Source organism: Pelosinus propionicus DSM 13327 (genome assembly GCF_900114615.1).
GTDB classification, from domain to species: Bacteria; Bacillota; Negativicutes; order DSM-13327; family DSM-13327; genus Pelosinus; species Pelosinus propionicus.
The window spans coordinates 114,496-137,102 of the sequence record NZ_FOTS01000009.1 but is presented as its reverse complement, the minus strand read 5'-3'; the positions used below and the strand labels follow the sequence as shown (position 1 = coordinate 137,102).

The window sequence follows — 22,607 nt, the reverse complement described above, 5'->3', positions numbered from 1 at the left end:
CCGCAAGAATGAAGCAAAGCATGTCTAGAGTGGCGCACTGTATTGATAACGGTCCGATGGAAGGTTTTTGGGGCATTCTAAAACGTGAAATGTATTATGGGTACAAATTCACCAGCCGGGAACAGCTTGCGCAAACTATTTCTGACTACATCTACTATTACAATTACCAGCGTTTACAGCGTCGTTTGTCTGTCATGACACCGATGGAGTTCCACCAACAGTACGCAAAGGCTGCATAAAGAAATGCTGCCCACCATTTCGGTAGACAGCAATCAAATTCTTCTATTTTTTCATTGTCCTCTTGACGGGGTGCACAGCAATATCCGAGGGAGTTACGCTATTTACTATTCTTACTTATTATTAGAGACTGTGACTTTTGGTGGAGTATTCTTTTTTTGAATATTTTCATACACTTCTGCATATTTTTGCACAACATCATCGGCTATAATGGTAGCCGATGATGTTTCATTTGCTTCTTGGAAATCAAGTTGATTTAATACCAGCATAGTTAGTTCATGAATTTGGTTCTTAGATAAATTTTTAGCCATAGTACGACCTCCAGTAAAAATTCCTTATCATATCTAAGATACCCAAAAATCCTTACAATCATGAATCATAAAAATGAATATATATTAAACACGAACCAATGCGGCTATTCTAGATGATTCATTCTTCAATAAGTAGCAGGGCTAGGCTAATTCATATAAGTCTTTAACAGTGTGTAGCACTTTACGGATGGATATGTTTTGAGGACAATGGCTTTCACACTTACCGCATTCAATACATTTAGATGCATGTGCTTCTGTCCCAAGGCGGAAATTATATAGAAATTTATGTCGTTCTCTAACTGCGGGGCTATCACCAAAGATAAAATTATCATTAAGGATTGTAAAACACCCGGGGATATTCACGCCAGCAGGGCAAGGCATACAATAGGCACAAGCGGTACAATTGACTTTTATACGTTCCTTGAAAATAGACTTCACCTGATTAATAATAGTAATTTCTTTTTCAGTTAATGAATTTGCGTGAGCATCTTGCGCAATTTTAAGGTTTTCTGTGACATGCGCCATAGTAGACATGCCGCTTAAGGCAGTTGAGACTTCAGGATGATTCCACACCCAGCGCAGTGCCCATTCAACAGGCGTCCTTTTTTGATCCGCCTGATCAAAGAAAGAAAGAGCATCATTGGGAAGATTCTCAGCAATTTTTCCACCTCGCAGTGGCTCCATAATCGCAATACCCAATCCCTTTTTTGCTGCGTACTTCAAACCTTCTTTGCCGGCCTGATAATTTTCATCTAAGTAATTATATTGAATTTGGCAAAAAGACCAATCATAATAATCAACGATTTCTTTGAATAAACCAACTCTTTCATGGAATGAAAAACCTGCATGCTTGATTCTGCCATCTTGGATCGCCTGATCTAAAAACTCACTAATTCCTGCTTGTTTTAGGATGGGCCATGTAGAAGCACTAAGTGAGTGGACTAAATAAAAATCGATAGTATCTGTTTCAAGGCGTTTTAATTGTTCATTTAAGTACTTATCCATATCAGATCGTGTTTTAATTAACCAGCTAGGAAGTTTTGTAGCTAATTTAACACGTTCTCTATACCCATCTTTTAATGCTTTTGCCACAAACGGTTCGCTTGCTCCGCCATAGGCCATGCCCTTGCCATGATAAGGATATGCAGTATCTATATAGTTTACTCCTTCATCAATTGCATGGCGAATCATTGATATTGCTTGTTCTTCATCAATGTTAATAGGATCGCCGCCAATAACAGGAAGCCTCATACAGCCAAATCCCAAGACAGAGACCATTTCATTTGTCTTTCCATATTTCCTATATAACAACACAGTCACTCCTTTAAATATAGTTTTTATTTTCCATTTCGTTAAAATTCAGGTGAATCCTGCTTTGAAAGTCAATTAAATCCATGTTCTTTGGAGCTTAGGAGCATGCTTAAGTAAGTGCTGGATTTTTTGTTTTTCTATTAGTTTTTGGGGATTTATGTATGTTTAGGGACTTTACAGCGCAGTGTAGCGAATGGTACAATGTTGATTACTTTAAAATTGGTATATGGGCCACTTTTTAGTCAATTGCATCGTAGTTTTCTAATCTTTTCTTCCAAAGTAGGTATGATATGAATTAAGAATGATTCGCACCTGCACACCGCAGGTGTTTTTTTTCAGTAAAAGCTTTTTAGCAAAAAAAAACCACGCTTATAGTAACGTGGTTGCAAGAGGGATGAAGTTTGTTGAATGAGTTTTTTTAATTGATTAACAGCTAGAGGAACAATCATCATTGCAACAACAAAAGAATAGCAAAATAATCACTATAATAATAATAAAGCTACCACCACCGCGTCCGTTACCAAAACCACCGAAGCCCATAAGTATTCCTCCTTTATCATGCTTAGCCTTGTGACTTACTCTATTGTATGCTAAGTGAATACAGGAGGTACCAAGAGAAGATAGAATAAGGATGTAATTTTTAATAATAAAACGAAATGAATTTGAAATATTAAAGAACTAGGAGAATAAATGAATAACGTTCACGAACAGTTTTTACTTTCTTTGTTAATTATCATATTAGGATATGTTTTTAAAAGAATAAATTTAATTAGCGAACAAGATGGTCAGTGCTTGTCGCGACTTATTTTTAACATTACCCTTCCTGCTTTAATTATAAGTACTTTTAATACAATTATTATAGATTTTTCGCTGATTTTAATTACTATAATTGGTATTGTATATGGTATATTTATGGCGATATTAGGTGTAATTGTATTTAAAAATGAAGATCGAAAGGTTCGAGGGATGCTCTCTATGCTAATTCCTTCATTTAATATAGGATTGTTTGCGTATCCTCTTGTAGAGGCGATCTGGGGGCATGAGGGCATTAAATACTTTGGCATGTTTGACGTAGGTAATTCAATAGTCGTTTTTGGGGTAACTTATATTTTTGCCAGCTATTTTTCTTCTGAAAATGCAGATATAAAAGTTGCCAATATTTCGCGAAAATTACTAAAGTCTGTTCCACTGCTATCTTATATCATTGTTTTTTCTCTAGCTGTTTCAGACCTGCATTTTCCTAAGATCGTTCTTGATTGTACAAAAATTTTAGCAAGAGCCAATATGCCTTTATCTCTCCTGCTTTTAGGGATATACTTAAGTTTTTCTTTAAATAAATATCACTTAAAAAATATGATTAAAGTGTTAGCGGTGCGATATTTATTAGGGCTATTGGTGGGAACAACACTTTTCTTCATAATGCCCTTTGATCAGATGTTTAAATATACCATGTTAATTGGATTCTTACTTCCGATTCCCACGGCGGTAATTCAATATGCAATTGAATTTGATTATGATCAACATTTTGTAGGGACGGTAGCCAACGTAACAATATTGTTGAGTTTTTTCTTAGTATGGTTGATTGTTGGCATATTATAAAGCCAAAAACGACATCTCGCCAGAGATACTAAAATAGTAAGATAGCAAAGTGACTATGTAATTACAGCTGATTTGATTACATAGTCACTTTTTTGGTAGGATAGATTCTGTTCATGCGCAAACCGTTCTATCGTAATTTCCAATGAAACGTTCATTTTCTTAGTGAAATGGATATTTTTTCCTGGGAAATAACCATCGAAATATCGCTTATTATAAAGTGCATAGATTCTTAATAAATTTTTAAAATGCTAGAATTAGAAAATAACAAGTAGTCAAAGGTTACTAATTTATTGATGTAGCGATGTTGACTTTCAGCGCAAAGATTGTTACGATCTATATGATAATCAATATCAATTAATGATTATATAGATCGTAACAAGTAATGTCTTATCCTTAGATTAGGAAAAAAGAATTAGAATAAGTTATTGAGACTAGAAAGTGTAGCACACATTCCAAAAAGGCGGGATGGATATTGTTTGATGTACAGTTAAAACCATATGAAATGATAAATGTAATAAATGAAGATTGCCCTATCTGTGAAGGATTTGGGCAAATATATAATTTAGAAACCAGCGAATATGAATTCGTAATTCCAGCGGAAATGGGGCAAGGGTACTGTAAGCAGATTGCAGTCAATTCACAATTTCAAGTATTGTATTTTGACATGAATTTCTCGCAAACCATAGAAGTGCAGGGGATTTCCCGGATACCTCATATTGATTTGTTTTTTTGTTTTGAAGAAGGATTTCAATGGACATTTCACGGTAAGAAAACGCAATTGGGGATGTTAGCAGGTGAGAGTTTTTTAGTTAAAAGCAGAGAAAGCAGAAAGAAATGTATGTACCCATCAGCAGAAAAAATTCGTTTTATGCAAATCAAAATGAATTTGCATAAATTTGAAGAACTTATACAAAATGTTTGCAGTGACTGGGATATTTCAGGTATCGGAAAATGTGAGGAGATCTTTCAACGGAGTAGTATTAGTCCTGTAATATATGTGATTTTACAGCAAATTTTAAATTGTTCTTATAAAGGTGCGTTAAAAAATATGTTTATAGAAGGTAAGATCTTAGAGTTGTTTGCAGTATATTTTAATGAATCTTTACTTGAACAGGAGAGAAAAGAACATAAAATAAAACTTTCTACTAACGATATTAATAGTATTTATCAAGCTCGAAAAGTATTAGATGATCAAATTGTTGTTTCTCCGTCGTTAGCTTGCCTAGCTAAGCAAGTATGCTTAAATGAATTTAAACTAAAAAATGGTTTTAAAAGAATCTTTGGGGAAACGGTTCACGCGTATGTCATTGCTAAAAGACTAGAGCTGGCACGGCAACTTTTTGAAGAAGGGCAAATGTCAGTTAGTGAAGTTGCTGGGGCAAGCGGTTATGCAAACGTGAGTCATTTTGCTCAGGCTTTCCGTAAAAAATTTGGCGTGAATCCGAAGATTTATTTGCGGCACGTGGTAAAAGAATAGTATTTTGTGTAAGAAAGCTGTTTAGTTAATATACTAGCAGCTTTTTTATCCGTTTTTCGTCTTAAAAAATCCTTTTCTGAGTAGAGAGTGAACAGTTAAAATTTATATAATTTTGATAAAGAGAATCAATATCAAAATTATATAAAAAAGTGAGGAATTAATTTGAATTTACAACCTGCAAAGAGTCAAAATGAATTTTGGATTGTGATTTTGACAGGTATGCTGCTTATTATCACAACAACTGGCTTTGTACGTATGGCCTACGGAGTAGTTCTACCTTACATGCAAGTAAACCTGTCTTTATCATTTTCTGAAGTTGGGATGCTTGGAACCTTTATGTTTCTGGGATATTTGTTAACGGTTGGAATGTCGGGGGTCTTAGCCGTTCGATGGGGAGCGAAAGCTGTATTACTGCTAGGAGGATGGAGTGTTACGATTAGTTTATTTAGTTTAGCCTATGGATCATCCTTTTGGTGGGTTTCCTTATTCATGTTTACAGCTGGAGCTGGCAGTGCTCTTGTATTTACCCCGCTGATGTCGCTAACGATAGGATGCTTTCCAGATAGAAGGGGGATGGTCTTGGGATTTCTATTAAGCGGGGCGGGAATTGGCATGCTTTTAAATGGTATTTTGGTTCCTAATATAGTTAAACTATTTCCAGAACTGGGATGGCGTGCAGTATGGTTATTGTTTGGGATACTTTCTTTGAGCGTTATAATACTTGCCATTCAGGTTTTAAAAGATCCTAGTTATATAAATAAAAAAGACAGCAATGAAGGAAAACCAAAATGGTTGCACAATAAAGAATTGATTAAAATTGCCTGGCTATATTTTCTTGTAGGAGTAGGATATTTAATTCCAATTTTATATCAAACTATTTATATGATAGAACTTGGAATTTCTGATAAAATAGCGGGGGGAGTTTTCGCAGTAGCGGGAGTTTTTGCTATTATGGGAGGGCCTGCTTGGGGGGCAATTTCAGATAAAATAGGCTCACAAAAAACATTAATGATTGCCTTACTTTGGGCTATCATAGGAGATGTTATTCCTATTATATCTCATCATGTAGCGAGTTTTATCGTATCAGCTGTTATTTGGGGATCCTCCATAGGTGGAATTCTTGCGTTAATTCAAGTAAAGGCATCCCATCAAGTTCCTCAAAAGTATATTTCAGCAGCAATTGGTTTTATCTCTGCTTTTTATGCTATAGGACAAATGCTGGGACCTGGGCTTGCAGGATGGCTGATTGAGTATTACGGAGGTTTTGCATCTGCATATTGTTTCGGTGCATTGACATATTTTATAGGCTTACTTATGACGCTAAGCTTAAAGAAAGAGACAGAAAGGATGAATGTTGCGGGAGCGAAAGAGTCTCAACCTTAATATAAAGTAAAACCTCGCAGATGCGAGGTTTTACTTTATATTAAGGTTGATGCACAGTTTTAACTCCATATATGGTGCTATAAAAAGTACCGCCACGTATACCATCAGCTTGTACTACAATGGTTCCACTTCCATACGAAATGGGTACTTTAAATTGATATACCCATCCAGTATAAGGATTACCAATGCCTTCTCTGGCAAAAGGCTCAGTCACTAGGTCTGCTGAAATTTTGCTGCCATTTTGATATAGAAAAATACGATTAGGATCTGGATATCCAATAAAGCGAACAGCAATATAAAAATTTTGTCCATATAAGGTTGTTCTTGGAATGTCCCGTACCTCAATCCAATCCGTATTTTCAGCACCAACATGCGTAATTTGAACACTTGATAAATTAGGGGCTGGTCCAGCATTTACGATCGAAGTTACTAAAGAGAATAGGCAAAGAAATACAAACGACATAATAAACTTCTTCATATGTTTAGTACTCCGTTTCATGGTTTAATTAACATATTCTATACTTCTACAAAAAGTTTGTTTTTCCTTTGAAAAAGTGGATTTAAGGATAAGTTATAATTTTTCTTGAGATATTCCCCCTATGGGGGATATAATAAAAGCCATGGAGGGGTATTTTATGCAAAACCACAAACATGTTCATCAGAAGCAAATTATTAATAGACTAGCTAGAATAGAAGGTCATATTAGAGCCGTGAAGCAGATGGCTGTTGAAGAACGTGATTGCCCTGAAATATTGCTGCAGATTGCTGCTGTACGCAAAGCTCTTGATAACACTGCAAAACTTATTCTTAAAGATCATCTGGAGCACTGCCTGATTCACGCGGTTCAAGAAGGTGAGCAGGATAAGTTCTTGAAGAATTTGCAGGAGGCAATTGATCGTTACATCAAGTAAATGGACGAGAAAAAAGCAGTAAGATTCAAAACTACGCTGCTTATAAATTAAATTGAGAGGAAATTAGCTGCCATTGAAAATGGATATAATTTATTTGGAAAATAGCGGTTTTGTTGTACAAACGACACAACATACATTGGTATTTGATTATTATCAAGATACTTCCGATACCATTGCCAAACTGTTACAAAAGGGAACGATTCTACATGTATTTTCTTCTCATAGTCATCACGATCATTTTAATCCGATCATAAGTACATGGCAGGATCAGGTAGCTGCATTTTTCCTAAGTGATGATATTGGCAATGTGGGTATTCGCTCTGAAAAAATTATTTGGTTGCGGCCGAGTGAGACAAGTATTCATGGAAACTTGAAAGTGAAAGCTTATGGTTCTACTGATCTGGGAGTTTCTTTTCTAGTTGAAGTGGATGGATGGCGATTATTTCATGCTGGTGACTTAAATTGGTGGCATTGGAAATGGGATCATAAATATAATCAAGTATTAGCAAAGAATCTTTTTGAAAAAGAGATGGATAGATTGGAAGGTTTAGAATTAGATGTAGCCTTCTTCCCAGTGGATAGTCGATTAGAAGAGTATCGATCAATTGGGGTGAAAGAATTTTGTCATAGAGTGAGTCTAGAGCAATTAGTTGTGATGCATACTCGTGGAGAAAGATGGAGTCCCCCTCCTGGATTTTTTTCAAAGGGAAACGTTGTTGCTTCTTGGTGTCCTATTTTTTCTGGAGATCGGTTACAGATTAGTAAACCGCAAAGAACAGCCACTGCGTTTTGATAAGTGGCTGTTCTTTTTTATTGATTTATTTAACATAAAAAAATAAATGGAATAGAATAATATAGCTTAATAATTTGGATGCTAAGTGAAAAAAATTCATCCAGAATTTAAGATGGGTGTATTACTTATATGGCACGAGCTTATATTTAGTTTGGAGGGAAATTAAAGTGAGAAATTTTGGAAAGATCACTATCGGTCAGTTGATTGACTTTAGAGCAAAAGAAAATAGGAAGATAGAAGCTTTAGTGTATTCTGATTTAAATTTACGATATAATTACGAAGAATTCCGTGGCGCCTGCAATCAGGTGGCTAAAGGTTTAATGAAACTTGGCGTACAAAAGGGGGAGCATATTGCCATTTGGGCTACAAATGTGCCCCAGTGGGTTATTACTCAATTTGGCAGTGCTAAAATGGGAGCAGTATTAGTAACAGTAAATACGAATTATAAAATATTTGAATTAGAGTATTTATTAAAACAGTCAGATACAACGACCCTGATCTTAATTAAAGGAACAAAAAGCTCAGACTATATCAGTATGCTGTATCAACTTTGCCCAGAGCTGCATAACTGCAAACCAGGAGAACTTAAATCACAAAGATTACCTTTTTTGAAAAACATTATAGTAATTGATGAAGAAAAATATCCCGGCATGTTTACTTGGAATGAAGTACTTGATATAGGGAGCACGGTAACAAATGAAGAATTGGCATCACGTGAAGAGTCTTTAGATCCGGATGATGTGATTAGTATGATGTATACGTCAGGGACAACAGGATTTCCAAAAGGCGTTATGCTTACTCATAATAACTTGATTGGAAATGCATGCAGTCTTGCGGAGTGCTTGGACTTTACGGATAATGACCGATTATGCATTCCTGTTCCTTTTTTTCACTGCTTCGGATGTGTCCTGGGGACCATGGCATGTGTAGTATCTGGTGCTACAATGATTCCGATAGCAATTTTCAATCCTATTAAAGTACTTGAAACAATTGAAAAGGAAAGCTGCACCGCTGTCCATGGAGTGCCTACGATGTTCATAATGGAACTAGAAGAAATGGAAAGAAATCAATATGATACGTCATCTCTGCGGACTGGTATTATGGCTGGATCGCCCTGCCCCATTGAGGTAATGAAGAAAGTTGTAAATACGATGGGAGTGCGGGAGATCACAATCACATATGGTCAGACAGAAGCCTCACCAGGAATTACCATGACGAGAACCGATGACCCTCTTGAATTGCGGGTGACTACTGTAGGGCGAGCTCTGCCCAATGTCGAAGTGAAGATAATTGATTCAGAAACTGGCAAGCAGGTACCAGTAAATGTGCAGGGGGAGCTTTGCTCTAGAGGTTATAACACAATGAAGGGGTATTATAAAATGGCTGAAGCGACTGCGGCAGCTATCGATAACGATGGTTGGCTTCATACTGGGGATTTAGCAGTTATGGATGAAAATGGTTATTGCAAAATTACAGGTCGATTAAAGGATATGATTATTCGTGGTGGAGAAAATATCTATCCTCGTGAAATTGAGGAATTCATTTACACGCATCCAAAAGTGAAAGATGTACAAGTGGTAGGGGTACCTAGTGAAAAGTATGGAGAAGAAGTTATGGCGTTTATCCAAATTAAACAAGGCAATTCAATTACAGAAGAGGAACTAAAGGAATATTGCCGTGAGAAAATAGCCCGTTATAAGATACCTAAGTATATCGCCTTTATAGAGGAATATCCAATAACGGCCAGTGGCAAAATCCAAAAATATAAACTACGTGAACTGGCTATGGAATTATTAGATATGCATTGAGATCAAAACTATATAAAAAGCATCTGAAGTATGAACATTAAAAGCAGGGATGTTCCCTGCTTTTAAATTTCAATTAATTTCTTTAACATCAATTTGTAAGCTTGGTCTACGAGTCTTACCAAAATATTCAAAGATTATTTTGCTTTTACAAAAAGCAGCTTTTTATTTTGATGATAGAATTTTGTCGAAATGCTCATAATATCAAACTCCTGTTCAATTGCAGTAATCATAGCAGTATTATATGGATAAGTGACTTCAAGAGCGGCATACCTAAGTGTAAAAGCTTTTAACTTTTTGACTAATGGGGCAAAATCGATTGGGTTTATCGTTGTAAAGTGTTGGAATACAACGACCATTTCCGTAGCAAATCTTTCCTCTGCTTTGAGCCATCTAGGCTCATTATTTTTGCTATTAGGATTTAGGAAATCGATGTAAACCGGCGTAATGCTAATCGTTTTTCCTTTGATTTGCGAATAAAGAAAATCAACACATTCGGGATTTTCATGAAATACAGTAACAGAAAGATTGTTCTGAGCCAGAGGAAAACAAATGGTGGATAGATCTCCTGAGATAAGGAGAATATCTTTAATCTGAAAATCCTTAGCAAAATGCAAGAGTGGGGAGAGTACTGCCTCTGGTATGCTGGAATGATGCGAAACAATTTTCATTTTTCTTTCATAAAAATGAATCCATTGATAAAGTAATTGAGCAGCTTCTGCTACTGCCCCTTCATGAGCATACATTAGAACTTTAGTTCTTAAATGTGTATATTTCTTTTCATCTGTATCTGTTAAGTAGCTAGTGACATTGTCACTGTGATACGTTCCGTTTGCCATACAAATAATGGCATTGATGAATGCATCCATAAATTCTTCAAACATCCATGAAAATGTTTTATATTGAATAATAGAGCCAAAATCAATCCAGTGAAAATTTCCTTTATGATAAGCAATATTAAAGCGATGTCCGTCCTTTAGACCTAGGCCGATTTTATCAAGGGATGCTACCAAGTTTAAGGTTGTATATGCAGAATCAATTGCCATTAATAAAGTCCATTCAAATGGATAGGTGTAAGGCTTTACTTTTTCATGCTCAAAAATTAAAAAAAATGGATCTAATTTGAAATCATCTGCAATTTTGGTATTGATAATGTAACGTCCAAATAAATCATTTTGTAAGCAGTTATAATAAATCATCGTATATTCTATTACAAAATCTTTATTTATACCTCTGTACACTTTATCTTTACTTAAAATGATTTTACCAGCAGGGTCAGATCCATTTAAAATAGTTATATCGTTCATACAAATATTAACCTCCTATATCTTTGATATAACTGATATTTATGAAGAACAGCTCATAAAGAAAACTTAGCATTGCTATAGTCTATGTTTCGCAAATCTGATGTGCTAATCAATTTATGACTTTCATTATATAGTGGGAGTGCATTTCTGAAATAGCGAATTTAGTTATTTGCTAATGGACGTATCACTGAAGCATCATCCAAGGATATTGAAACGGTCACAAACCGTGTCTGCGGCAACAGAGGAGCAATCTGCATCTATGGAAGAAATTGCTACATTTTAGTGAGCATTTGGCTCATTTATCAAATGAGCTAAAAAATAGTTTAAATAAAATTCGAATTTAATTATATAAGATGTTTCTAATTAAACGACTAAAGTGTCTTTCAAATAATTTTGAATGGCACCGTAATCATTTAATCAGTAAAGTTCGCTATAACAATAAAGTCAATCACGGATTAAAAATAAAAATATAGTTAAAAGAGTGGATAATACGTTTTATCTGTCATAATTTTGTCATATTTGCATGTTATGGTAAAAGTAAAAAATCAATGAGGTATTAGGTGTAAAGATAATATAATAACAGAGTGATAGTTGCATGAGCAACTATTGCTCTGTTATTATATTACTTGAGGCTTCGCAGGAAAAACCTACAAATAACCTAGCATTTCGAAGGTAAAATGTTCAATCGCATTTATGATCACAGTACTTTTGCGCATATAAAAGAATTCACAGGAGAGTGAAACAGGTGGTACGACATTTAGCAAATAATAAGAAAAAAATAGCTATTATCGCAATTACAGCTATTTCGTTATTCTTTTCAGCTTATCAAGGACTTCATACAAAAAATGTAGCCAAAGGGCAAGATACCCGCGATACGAAGCCACTAGTTGATGTATTAACAGTTCAGCGCAAAGATATGATGAAAACAATTGATCTAACTGGGCAAACAGTGCCTGAATCCCAAGTCGATATTGCTGCAAAATATACAGGAAAAATTACGCAGGTCAATGTTGAGTTAGGGCAATATGTCACGCCGGGACAAATATTATTAAGTCAGGATAGCAGTGATATTGACATCTCTATAGTGCAAAATAATGCAAGTTTTCGTCAAGCCAATGCAGATGCGATTGAAAGCAACGCTGCTTTTGAAGCAAATTATCAAAAAGCACAATCAGATTATCAACATAGTGTAACTACATATCAAAGATATAAAACCTTATATTCACAAGGGGCTATTTCCAGAGAAGTACTTGACAATGCAGAACAGCAAATGATTTCATCTCAGTCAGCTATGGATACTTGGTCAAAGCAGCTTATGGCAGGAAGTGCAGCCTCTGTTGAATCGAAAAGAGCAAATCGAGACAAAGCGCAAAGTGTTATCGATGCATTAAAAAATCAAAAAGATGATCTTACATTGCGAGCTCCACGATCTGGTATGATTGGTTTTCGGCAGGCAGAAGTAGGTAATATCGTATCAGCCGGTCAGAAAGTATTATCTATTGTTGACAATAGCAATATCTACATAGACTGTTCTGTATCAGAACAAGATATTGGGCAAATGGTTCTAGGCTTACCTACGACGATCGGGATTGAATCTTTGGGCAAATCATTTAATGGAAGAATTATTTATATCAGCCCATCCATAGATAGTAAAACGCAAGCCTTTACCATTCGGATGATTCTTGATAAACCAGATGACAGTATCAGAAGTGGAATGTTTGCCCGCAGCACAATTAATACGATCTTAAGGTCACAAACTTTATACGTGCCCAAAGAAGCTGTTTTATCGCTAAATGGTAAAGATCGCATATTTGTAGTGAATAGCAGTAATCAAGTGGAAGAGCGCATCGTACAATTAGGCTTACGTAATGATAAAAGCATTGAAATTCTTAGTGGTATTCAAGAAGGGGAGACAATCGCTGTTAGTAACTTAGCAAGGCTCAAAACAGGCTCTGATATTACACCAAACATCCTTGCAGAATAGTGAAATCAGATAGGAGGTGTTATTTTGAATATTACAAAATTCTCTATTCAAAAACCAATTGGCATAACGATGATTATCTTATTCTTTGTTGTACTTGGTTTATATAGTCTCCATAGTATTGGTGTTGAACTGCTGCCAGCCTTAAATACTCCTTATGTTACTGTTTCTGTTCATTATGCTGGTGCAGGAACCGAAGAAATGGAACAGCAAGTCATAAAACCACTAGAGGATTCTCTGTCTTCTGTTGCCCATTTAAAGCATATGACATCTACTGCCAGACCAGAAAATGCGAATATCGTATTAGAATTTGACTTTTCAGCAAATGCAGATATTGCTTCTATCGATGCTACAAAGCAGGTGAACTCGGTACGACGAAAATTGCCAGATGGCATTGATGAGCCAGTTGTGGTAAAACGAGATATAAATGCTACTACGATTTTAGAAATTGCGGTAACATCCAGTCATCCTTTAGCTGAAGCCTACACCAAAGCTGATTCCGTTTTTAAAGAACGTTTACAGCGGGGCGATGGGGTCTCAGAAGTGGCCTTGTATGGTGGCAGAGATAAGGAAATTTCCATTGAGCTTGATAAAGATAAACTTCGTTTCTACAATATTGCCATCAACCAGATTGTAAGCAAGATAAAAAGTGAGAATACCTTGCTCCCTTCTGGCAGCGTATTCAATGATAAAACACAAGCCGATGTACGTTTGCTTGCTCAATATAAAACTCCTGATGAAATCACCAAATTACAAGTAACCAATGGGGATAGCATTCCGATACAATTGAAAGATGTTGCAACCATTCAAGAAAAAGATAAGCGAGTGAGCCGTTATAGTCGTGTAAACGGCTCAGATGCAATTTCATTATCGGTATATAAAAACAGTGATGCTAGTCTTGTCGATACGGTGAATTCGACTTTGCAGCAATTGGAGACGCTGCGTGCTGAATATCCTGATTATACCTTTACTGTTGTTACAGATGCATCAAAGTATGTTACCAATTCTTTACATAATACCTTTGGGAGTTTGGTAGAAGGGCTAATTACTACGGGTATTATTCTCTATCTTTTTCTGCGTGGCTGGAGATCTACTATTGCTGTAATAATTGCAATTCCCACATCGATGATATCTACATTTTTCATCATGTATATTGCAGGATTTTCCTTCAATATGATGTCTTTAATGGGAATGGCTCTTTGTATTGGTGTTCTAGTCGATGATTCTATTGTTGTACTCGAAAATATTCATCGTCACTTAAAAATGGGCAAAGATGCTGCCACTGCCGCTGAAGAAGGCCGTAATGAAATTGGTATGGCAGCCATTGCTATCACTCTCTGTGATGTTGTCGTATTTATGCCCATTGCATTCATGACAGGGATGACAGGTCAATTCTTTCGTCAATTTGGCTTAACAATCGTTTTTGCCACTTTATTTTCTATGCTTGTATCCTTCACTCTTACCCCAATGCTTGCTTCGCGCCTCTTTAAAGAGGGGGTGACCGAGCCTCGTGGTGCAGTCTGGAATTTTATGGATCGGATAGAACAAGGTGCAGTAGCTAAGTATGAGACGATTTTACGTTGGGGTTTAAATAATAGTAGAAAAGTCATTGCCGCCGTACTGGTTTTATTCTTTGCAACGATTTCCTTAATTCCTTTAGGAATTATCGGTTCAGAATATATGCCTCGCACGGATGAAGGAAGTTTTCGTATTTCTATAGAACTGCCAGTTGGTCAAAACATTCAGCAGTCAGATCTTGTTGTAAAAGAATTGGAAGAATATCTATCAACCATTCCTGAAGTAACAAATTATCTGTCCAGCGCTGGTACACCTTCCAGTAATAATGGTTCACTTAGCATACAATTAATTGATCGGAAAGATCGTGATCGGACGGTTTGGCAAATTACTGATCAAGTGCGAGCCTATGCAAAACAAAAATTGCCAAACGTCATTGTAAGGGTGAATGAATCTCAATCTTCTGTAGCTGGAGTTTCAGCCAGTGGCGGAGGGGGAGGCGGAGCTCCCGTACAAATTCAATTATTAGGATCTAATATGGATAATTTAGTTGCGTCTTCTTATCAAACACAAACCATACTTTCGCAAATACAGGGAATAAAAGACATTCGCAGTTCTTATACAGAAGGAATGCCTGAAATCCAAATGACGATTGATCGTGACAGATTAAAATTTTATAATAGCTCAGTAGCTGAAGTTGCAAATGTTTTTAATGCTGCAATTGCCGGACAGCAGGCTGGCGTATATGCCAATGATCCATTTAATGACGGTCAAGATACGGATATTACAGTTCGGATTAAAGGAAGTGATGGCTTTGCAATGCAGGATATCCGATCGCTGCCCGTTATGGCTGGTAACCATCAAATATCGTTAGGAGATATTGCTGTCCTGCGTGAGGGTACAGGCCCAGTCATGCTGCAGCGGGTAGATAAGCAGCGCTCTATAACAATCCAAGCTAATATTACCGATCGTCCACTAAATGAAGTATTACAAGAGATTTCAAAAAAACTAACGCCTAAAGACCTAGGGCCTGGTATTAGCTACCGTTACACGGGGCAGGCAAATAGTATGAGTGAAACGTTCGGCCAAATGTTTCAGGCACTAGCCTTATCGCTTATATTAGTATATATGTTGTTAGCTGTCCTATATGAATCGCTTTTAACTCCATTCATTCGAATGTTTTCTCTTCCACTAGGGATGATAGGATCACTGTTATTTCTACTTATTACCCATAACACTATCAATTTATACTCTCTGATTGGTATTTTGGTTATGGACGGTTTGGTTGCTAAAAATGGAACGCTGCTCCTCGATTATACAATAACGCTAATGGAGCGGGGGGTTGGGGCTTTTGATGCTATCATAGAAGCAGGGAAAACAAGATTGAAACCCATTTTTATGACGACAATCACCATGGTTGTCGGTATGTTGCCCACAGCTTTGGCAATCACAGAAGGCTCGGAAACAAGAGTAAGTATGGCATGGGTTTTAATTGGAGGCTTATTAAGCTCAACAGTGTTCACGCTGCTTATTATTCCGATTATCTTTCTATTCTTTCAGAACCATCCTATCAATTTAATGAAGAGACTAAGTCTTCTTTCGAATTGGATTAAAAATCAAAATAAGAAAACCAACTTCCCTTTCTTAAATGATAAAAAGGAACTTTAAATAAGTTCCTTTTTATTGTTTAAAATATTGTTTAATTCCGTTATAAATTCCCAAAGCTACCTTTTTATTAAACTCTCGATTGATAAGTAGTTTTTCCTCTTTTGGATTAGAAATAAAAGCAGCTTCTGTTAATATGGCCGGCATGTTTGTATTTTTAAGAACATAAAAATCACTTGGCTGAGAGCCTCTATCATACAAATTCAATTGACTCACCATATTGTCCTGAACAAAACGGGCAAGATCATCGTTGCTGCCTGGACAAAAATAAGTTGTAGTACCAGTTCCGTGTTCGGCAAAGGCATCGGTGTGAATGCTGACAAACAAGTCAGCATTCGCATGATTGGCAATATCGACGCGAGCTTGCAATTCATCAATGTCTGAAGATCCATTTATGGCAACATCTCGATCAGACGTTCGAGTCATAATGACAGTTGCTCCTCCGGCAGAAAGTAATTCACGTAAGTCGCGCGCGATTGCCAAAGTAACATTCTTTTCGGCAACATTGTTAGGACCAATGGCGCCAGCATCACTGCCCCCATGACCAGGGTCAACAACGATCACTTTGTTTTTAAGGATTTTCTTGCTTTGATATTCTTGAATCGTATTGATGTTTTGACTCTGGAAATCATATGCAGTGGCATTTGCTGCTGTGGATATTGAAGTCATTCCAAGCACCAGCAGAGCTATAAATGTAATCGGCAATCGTAGCTGTCTTTTCATTTATTCATCCTTACTCATTTTTTAGATTTTGGTCAGTTAAGTAAATTATACTCTATATTCGTTCCCGGTGGTTAACGTAATATTTCCCAACGATTAAGATAGAAACAGTGGGATACTTCAGAGAAGACTGCAAAAAATAGCCTGCAATATTTTGCAGGTGTGTTAAATATTGCAGAGAACTTGGTCAGGCCGATACTCCATTTTATAGTGATTTTGCTATAATGATCCATCAATTTCTAATATGGCATGTTTCTTGCAATTCATTTAAAAAGTTAGAATATTTTAAATATTAATTCAAGGGGGAACCAGTATGGAAATTATAAATTCTATGGAAAATTACGACTATGAGCAACTTGTATTTTGCCAAGATAAGGCATCGGGTTTGAAAGCCATTATTGCGATTCATGATACGACACTGGGACCAGCATTAGGCGGGACCAGAATGTGGCCTTATCCCAGTGAAGAAGAGGCTATTATTGATGCATTGCGGCTGGCTCGTGGTATGACTTTTAAAAATGCTGCAGCAGGTCTTAATTTTGGCGGCGGGAAAACAGTCATTATTGGAGATCCCAAAAAAGATAAAAGTGAGGCATTATTTAGAGCCTTCGGTCGATTTGTTGAAAGCCTCAATGGGCGTTATATCACAGCGGAGGATGTAGGAATCTGTGTTGAGGATATGGATATCGTGAGTCTTGAAACAAGGCATGTTAATGGTGTAGGAGCCATTGCTGGTTCGAGTGGCGATCCTTCTCCGATCACTGCATTTGGAGTATTAAAAGGCATACAGGCCTGCGCGAAAGAGGTCTGGGGAAGCGAACAGTTGAAAGGGAAAACTGTGGCACTTCAAGGACTTGGTCATGTGGGATATTATTTGGCTAAACATCTACATCAAGAAGGTGCTAATCTCATTGTAGCTGATATTAATGAACATAACGTAGAACGCGTGGTAAAAGAATTGGGAGCGACAGCAGTAAATCCCAATGATATTTACGGTGTTGACTGTGATATTTTTACTCCAACAGCTCTTGGTGCAATTATTAATGACCATACCATTCCGCAGTTTAAGTGTCGGATTATTGCAGGTGCTGCTAATAATCAACTGGCAGAAAATCGCCACGGAGATCTATTGCATAGTAAAGGAATCTTATACGCTCCTGATTATATCATCAATGCTGGAGGGGTAATTAATGTAGCAGATGAATTGAATGGTGAGTACAATAAGGAACGTGCCTTAAAAGCTGTAGAAATCATTTACAGAAATATTGAAGACATCATTGCCATTTCGAAGAGAGATAATATACCAACTTACAAGGCAGCTGATATTTTAGCTGAGCGGCGGATCGATACATTAGGAAAAGTGCGTAGTACTTTTTTATCACCTGCTAGAAAATAATAGTTAAAAAACCAGGCTGGAATAAAATTGTGGAGGTAGCAAATGAATTATATGCAAGATTATCGTGCTAAATTGACCACGGCAGAAAGAGCAGTTAAAGTCGTTCAGTCTGGTAATTGGGTTGATTATAATTTTACATTAGCCCAACCCGTGGCTTTAGATAAGGCACTCGCAGCGCGAAAAAATGAACTAGTAAATGTAAAGGTAAGAGGAGGCTTTTCATTAAGGCCTTTAGAAATCGTTAATACTGATCACCAAAGAGAACATTTCTTTTATAATAGTTGGCACTTTAGTCCGTATGAGAGAAAATTGAGTGATCGAGGTCTATGCAACTATATTCCAATGGTTTATCGCAATAAGCCTCTATTTTATCGTAAGAGTCTAGAAGTTGACGTGGCCATGTTTTCAGTTGCTCCAATGGATAGACATGGATACTTTAATTTTTCTCTTACTAACTCTGCATCTAGGGCTATTTGTGAGAAAGCTAAAATTATCATACTCGAAGTTAATGAAAAATTGCCAATTGCTTTAGGAGGACAAGAAAATTGTATTCATATTAGCGATGTTGACTACATAGTAGAAAGTAGTAACCCAGATTTGCCAGTTATTCAATCTGTGGAAGCTACAGATACAGATCAAAAGATTGCTAAGTTAATTATAAAAGAAATCAATAATGCATCTACAATTCAATTGGGTGTGGGGGGGTTACCCAATGCGGTAGGTACGATGATTGCAGAGTCTGATCTAAGAGATTTGGCTATACACACAGAAATGTTAGTGGATGCCTACTTGATAATGGCGAAAGCTGGCAAGATTACCAATCGATATAAGAACGTTGACAAAGGAAAAGGTGCTTGGTCTTTCTGCGCCGGAAGCCAGGAATTATATGATTGGGTTGATGGAAATAGCGGATTAGCCTCTTATCCAATTGATTATACGAATGACTCAACTGTTATGGCAAATATTGATAATCTTGTTACCATTAACAGTTGTGTTGAAGTTGACATTTTAGGACAAGTGACAGCTGAGACATCAGGTTCACGTCAGATTAGCGGCACGGGCGGGCAGCTTGATTTTTTAAGTGGAGGTTATTTGTCTAAAGAGGGAAAAAGCTTTATTTGTTTTAACTCTACCTTCATAGATAAAAAGACTGGGTTAATGAAATCAAGAGTAGTAGTAGACCTGCCCACGAATGCGGTAGTAACAGACCCCCGAACACAAGCCCATTATTTTGTAACAGAATGGGGCATGGCTAATTTGGCTGGACGATCAACTTGGGAGAGGGCAGAGAGGATTATTGAAATTGCTCATCCTAATTTTCGGGAAGAGTTAATCAAAGGTGCCGAGAAGTTAGGGATATGGCGTAAATCAAATAAAATCAGTTAATGAGTTGTGAATAGTCTGTGGGAAATCTCAATTAGGATGGTAAAGGATGATCATAACTAACGCTTCAACCTTCTTTTTACCAATGCTTTATAGTTATGCTTCTCCTTTGCCTGTCTACGGCTATACATTCTTATTTTGCTGAGAGTATAAGGCAGGTAGAAAAATCGGTATGGGGAAGAGGAGGAATGAATCATGCCAAAACCAGTATTTAATCAAGAACGATGTAAAGGCTGTGGACTTTGTGTTGTGGCCTGTAAAAAGAATATTATTATGATCAGCGATTCTCTAAATAGTAAAGGTTATCACCCAGCAGCTTGTTCCGATGAAGCGGCGTGCATCGGTTGCATAATGTGTGCTAGAGCTTGTCCGGATGTGGTAATTGAAATTCATAAATAGATGGAGAGTGGTGAATGTGTCTGAAACAAGATTAATGAAAGGGAATGAGGCGATCGGCGAAGCCGCAATTGTTGCTGGCTGCAGATACTATTTTGGATATCCGATCACGCCACAAACCGAGTTAATGGAATATATGGCAAAAAGAATGCCTCAAATTGAGGGAGTATTTTTGCAAGCAGAAAGTGAAATTGCAGCCATTAATATGGTATATGGAGCTGCTGGTGCTGGAGCACGTGTCATGACCTCGTCGTCCAGCCCAGGTATAAGCTTAAAAGCAGAAGGTATTTCATATTGTGCCGGTGCAGAACTTCCTTGTGTGATTGTTAATATTATGCGAGGTGGCCCTGGGCTTGGCAGCATTCAACCAGCTCAGGCCGATTACTTTCAGGCGACGAAAGGCGGAGGACACGGGGATCATCGGAATATTGTATTGGCTCCTAACTCGGTGCAAGAAATGGCAGATCTAACAATGTTATCCTTTGAGTTAGCAGATAAATATCGAAATCCAGTGATGCTGCTTGGTGATGGTGCTCTTGGACAGATGATGGAACCAGTGAACCTTGAAGAAAAACCTCTTGTTCCACAGGAAAAACCTTGGGCTGCTAATGGGCAGGGAGAACGAGCAAAGCCAAATGTCATTAATTCTTTATATCTAAAGCCAGAACAATTAGAGGCACATAATATTCATCTTCAGAATAAGTACCAAAAGATAATGGAACAAGAATGCCGTTGGGAAGAATTTAACGTAGAAGATGCAGAAGTAATCGTAGTGGCTTATGGCATTACTTCCAGGATAGCCAGGTCGGCTGTTGAAATGGCTAGACGAGATGGGCTTAAGGTGGGGCTCTTCCGACCAATAAGTTTATGGCCATTTCCTAGTGAACGTTTATTAACGTTGGCTCAGCAAACAAAGGCTTTCTTAGTATCAGAGCTTAGTGCTGGACAAATGATAGAAGATGTGCGTCTTGCTACAAAACAAATAAAACCAGTCCATTTTTATGGTCGTATGGGCGGTATGATGCCTAGCTCCAGAGAAATATATAATCAAATCAACCTTATTTTAAAAGAAAAGGAGGCAGTCAAATGAATTCTAAACTATATGCAAGACCAGAATCGTTAGCTGATGTTCCTTTTCATTACTGCCCTGGATGCCAGCACGGGATTGTTCATCGAATCATTGCTGAGGTTATTGATGAACTGGGAGTGCGGAAGCAAACAATTGGTGTTGCTCCTGTAGGATGCTCGGTATTGGCTTATGATTATTTTAATTTTGATATAGTTCAAGCATCTCATGGGCGTGCACCTGCGGTTGCAACAGGCGTAAAAAGAGTATGTCCAGACTCCACCGTATTCACCTACCAAGGCGATGGGGATCTTGCTTCAATTGGATGCGCTGAAATCGTGCATGCCGCTGCCAGGGGCGAAAAAATTACGACTATTTTTATAAATAATGCCATTTATGGGATGACTGGTGGGCAGATGGCCCCTACCACATTAGTAGATCAAGTAACGACGACTTCACCTTACGGGCGTAATGAGAATCAGGTTGGTACCCCTTTATGTATTTCCGAGATGTTATCTACGATACAAGGAGCACGATTCATTGCGCGGGTTGCCGTTAATAATCCGTCGAATATGGCAAAAGCAAAAGCTGCTATCAAAAAAGCATTTCAGCTACAAAATAGTGGAGAAGGTTTTTGCTTGATCGAAGTGCTGTCTACCTGTCCTACCAATTGGGGGATGACGCCTGTTGAAGCCGTCAAATGGTTAGAAACAAATATGATACCTCAATATCCTTTGGGTGTATTTAAAGATGCAGGAGGGGAGTAACATGACTCACGAGATGATTCTAGCAGGGTTCGGCGGGCAAGGTGTTATGGTTATGGGGCAATTATTGACCTACGCTGGAATGTTGGAGGGGGCGCATGTCTCCTGGATCCCTTCCTATGGTCCGGAAATGCGGGGTGGGACAGCAAACTGTTCAGTTATTATATCGCAAGAACCAATAGGCAGCCCTATTGTCACGGAAGCTACAGCAGTAGTAGCAATGAATTTACCTTCATTTGAAAAGTTTGAGTCTTCGCTGTCTCCAGGAGGTATATTAATATTAAATAGTTCTTTAATTGATCGAAAAAGTAAACGGGATGACATTAAGACCTACAATGTTCCTGCCAATGAAATTGCAAGTTCCTTGGGAGACGCAAGAATGGCAAATATGGTCGCTTTAGGAGCACTCAATGCAGCTCTTGGATATGTAGTAGATACTTCGCGAATCATGGAAGCATTCAAGAAGATTTTTGCAAAAAAACCTGCCATTATTGCACCAAATGAACTGGCAATACTAGCAGGAAACAAGCATATAGCAGTCTAGACACAGGAAAAATTAAAAATAAATATATATCATAAATACGCAA

General features: G+C 37.4%; 20 protein-coding genes. 15 read left to right on the top strand and 5 right to left on the bottom strand.

The window, feature by feature from the left end; translation table 11 throughout:
- On the top strand, window positions 1-239 hold a 239-nt coding region (locus tag BMZ99_RS06705; protein ID WP_139214743.1), incomplete at its 5' end, for an IS3 family transposase.
- A 111-nt stretch (window positions 240-350) separates the two neighbouring features.
- On the opposite strand, the gene BMZ99_RS06700 is transcribed toward BMZ99_RS06705, so the two are convergent.
- Both BMZ99_RS06700 and BMZ99_RS06695 read right to left on the bottom strand, forming a co-directional pair.
- Window positions 351-548 (bottom strand): hypothetical protein, encoded by a 198-nt coding sequence (locus BMZ99_RS06700; protein WP_090934274.1) that lies wholly within the window; start codon window positions 546-548, stop codon window positions 351-353.
- 141 nt (window positions 549-689) lie between these two features.
- The gene (locus BMZ99_RS06695; RefSeq protein WP_090934270.1) at window positions 690-1,862 is read right to left on the bottom strand and encodes an aldo/keto reductase; all 1,173 of its coding nucleotides are present in this window, start codon (window positions 1,860-1,862) and stop codon (window positions 690-692) included.
- Window positions 1,863-2,549: 687 nt separating this feature from the next.
- On the opposite strand from BMZ99_RS06695, the gene BMZ99_RS06690 reads away from it, so the two are divergent.
- From BMZ99_RS06690 to BMZ99_RS06680, 3 genes are all read left to right on the top strand, one after another.
- A complete protein-coding gene (locus BMZ99_RS06690) occupies window positions 2,550-3,458 on the top strand; it encodes an AEC family transporter (protein WP_090934267.1) in 909 nt (302 codons plus the stop codon).
- A 502-nt stretch (window positions 3,459-3,960) separates the two neighbouring features.
- Entirely contained in the window at window positions 3,961-4,935 is a 975-nt protein-coding gene (locus BMZ99_RS06685; protein ID WP_175490487.1) for a helix-turn-helix domain-containing protein, read from the top strand.
- A gap of 162 nt (window positions 4,936-5,097) precedes the next feature.
- The gene (locus BMZ99_RS06680) at window positions 5,098-6,318 is read left to right on the top strand and encodes an MFS transporter (protein WP_217645058.1); all 1,221 of its coding nucleotides are present in this window, start codon (window positions 5,098-5,100) and stop codon (window positions 6,316-6,318) included.
- A gap of 40 nt (window positions 6,319-6,358) precedes the next feature.
- Here the strand turns inward: BMZ99_RS06680 and BMZ99_RS06675 are convergent, their stop codons facing one another.
- Window positions 6,359-6,796 carry a DUF4879 domain-containing protein gene (locus tag BMZ99_RS06675; RefSeq protein ID WP_090934261.1) on the bottom strand — a complete coding sequence of 146 codons (438 nt, stop codon included), beginning with the start codon at window positions 6,794-6,796 and terminating at the stop codon, window positions 6,359-6,361.
- Between the two features lie 157 nt (window positions 6,797-6,953).
- On the opposite strand from BMZ99_RS06675, the gene BMZ99_RS06670 reads away from it, so the two are divergent.
- The 3 genes from BMZ99_RS06670 to BMZ99_RS06660 all read left to right on the top strand — a co-directional run bounded on the left by BMZ99_RS06670 (window position 6,954) and on the right by BMZ99_RS06660 (window position 9,830).
- Complete coding sequence (locus BMZ99_RS06670; protein ID WP_090934258.1) at window positions 6,954-7,229, top strand: metal-sensing transcriptional repressor; 276 nt, start codon at window positions 6,954-6,956, stop codon at window positions 7,227-7,229.
- Between the two features lie 79 nt (window positions 7,230-7,308).
- A complete protein-coding gene (locus tag BMZ99_RS06665; RefSeq protein WP_245754854.1) occupies window positions 7,309-8,022 on the top strand; it encodes an MBL fold metallo-hydrolase in 714 nt (237 codons plus the stop codon).
- Window positions 8,023-8,189: 167 nt separating this feature from the next.
- Window positions 8,190-9,830: an AMP-binding protein gene (locus BMZ99_RS06660; protein WP_090934252.1), complete on the top strand. Its 1,641-nt coding sequence runs from the start codon at window positions 8,190-8,192 to the stop codon at window positions 9,828-9,830.
- 134 nt (window positions 9,831-9,964) lie between these two features.
- Here the strand turns inward: BMZ99_RS06660 and BMZ99_RS26945 are convergent, their stop codons facing one another.
- On the bottom strand, window positions 9,965-11,134 hold the full coding sequence (locus BMZ99_RS26945; protein ID WP_245754853.1) for a hypothetical protein: 1,170 nt from the start codon (window positions 11,132-11,134) through the stop codon (window positions 9,965-9,967).
- Window positions 11,135-11,879: 745 nt separating this feature from the next.
- On the opposite strand from BMZ99_RS26945, the gene BMZ99_RS06650 reads away from it, so the two are divergent.
- A complete protein-coding gene (locus tag BMZ99_RS06650; RefSeq protein ID WP_090934249.1) occupies window positions 11,880-13,118 on the top strand; it encodes an efflux RND transporter periplasmic adaptor subunit in 1,239 nt (412 codons plus the stop codon).
- Between the two features lie 24 nt (window positions 13,119-13,142).
- Entirely contained in the window at window positions 13,143-16,298 is a 3,156-nt protein-coding gene (locus BMZ99_RS06645; RefSeq protein ID WP_090934246.1) for an efflux RND transporter permease subunit, read from the top strand.
- Window positions 16,299-16,310: 12 nt separating this feature from the next.
- On the opposite strand, the gene BMZ99_RS06640 is transcribed toward BMZ99_RS06645, so the two are convergent.
- On the bottom strand, window positions 16,311-17,018 hold the full coding sequence (locus tag BMZ99_RS06640) for an N-acetylmuramoyl-L-alanine amidase family protein (protein WP_090934243.1): 708 nt from the start codon (window positions 17,016-17,018) through the stop codon (window positions 16,311-16,313).
- Window positions 17,019-17,328: 310 nt separating this feature from the next.
- Here BMZ99_RS06640 and BMZ99_RS06635 point away from each other — a divergent pair, with 310 nt between their 5' ends.
- The 6 genes from BMZ99_RS06635 to BMZ99_RS06610 all read left to right on the top strand — a co-directional run bounded on the left by BMZ99_RS06635 (window position 17,329) and on the right by BMZ99_RS06610 (window position 22,564).
- Window positions 17,329-18,411 (top strand): Glu/Leu/Phe/Val family dehydrogenase, encoded by a 1,083-nt coding sequence (locus BMZ99_RS06635; RefSeq protein WP_090934240.1) that lies wholly within the window; start codon window positions 17,329-17,331, stop codon window positions 18,409-18,411.
- Window positions 18,412-18,453: 42 nt separating this feature from the next.
- Window positions 18,454-19,797 (top strand): acetyl-CoA hydrolase/transferase family protein, encoded by a 1,344-nt coding sequence (locus BMZ99_RS06630; protein ID WP_090934236.1) that lies wholly within the window; start codon window positions 18,454-18,456, stop codon window positions 19,795-19,797.
- Between the two features lie 192 nt (window positions 19,798-19,989).
- Complete coding sequence (locus tag BMZ99_RS06625) at window positions 19,990-20,193, top strand: 4Fe-4S dicluster domain-containing protein (protein WP_090934234.1); 204 nt, start codon at window positions 19,990-19,992, stop codon at window positions 20,191-20,193.
- A gap of 16 nt (window positions 20,194-20,209) precedes the next feature.
- Window positions 20,210-21,280 (top strand): 3-methyl-2-oxobutanoate dehydrogenase subunit VorB, encoded by a 1,071-nt coding sequence (locus BMZ99_RS06620; protein ID WP_090934232.1) that lies wholly within the window; start codon window positions 20,210-20,212, stop codon window positions 21,278-21,280.
- Window positions 21,277-22,023 (top strand): thiamine pyrophosphate-dependent enzyme, encoded by a 747-nt coding sequence (locus tag BMZ99_RS06615; RefSeq protein ID WP_090934229.1) that lies wholly within the window; start codon window positions 21,277-21,279, stop codon window positions 22,021-22,023. The genes BMZ99_RS06620 and BMZ99_RS06615 overlap by 4 nt, the downstream gene beginning before the upstream one ends.
- A 1-nt stretch (window position 22,024) precedes the next feature.
- On the top strand, window positions 22,025-22,564 hold the full coding sequence (locus tag BMZ99_RS06610; RefSeq protein WP_090934226.1) for a 2-oxoacid:acceptor oxidoreductase family protein: 540 nt from the start codon (window positions 22,025-22,027) through the stop codon (window positions 22,562-22,564).
- Window positions 22,565-22,607: the final 43 nt, after the last annotated feature.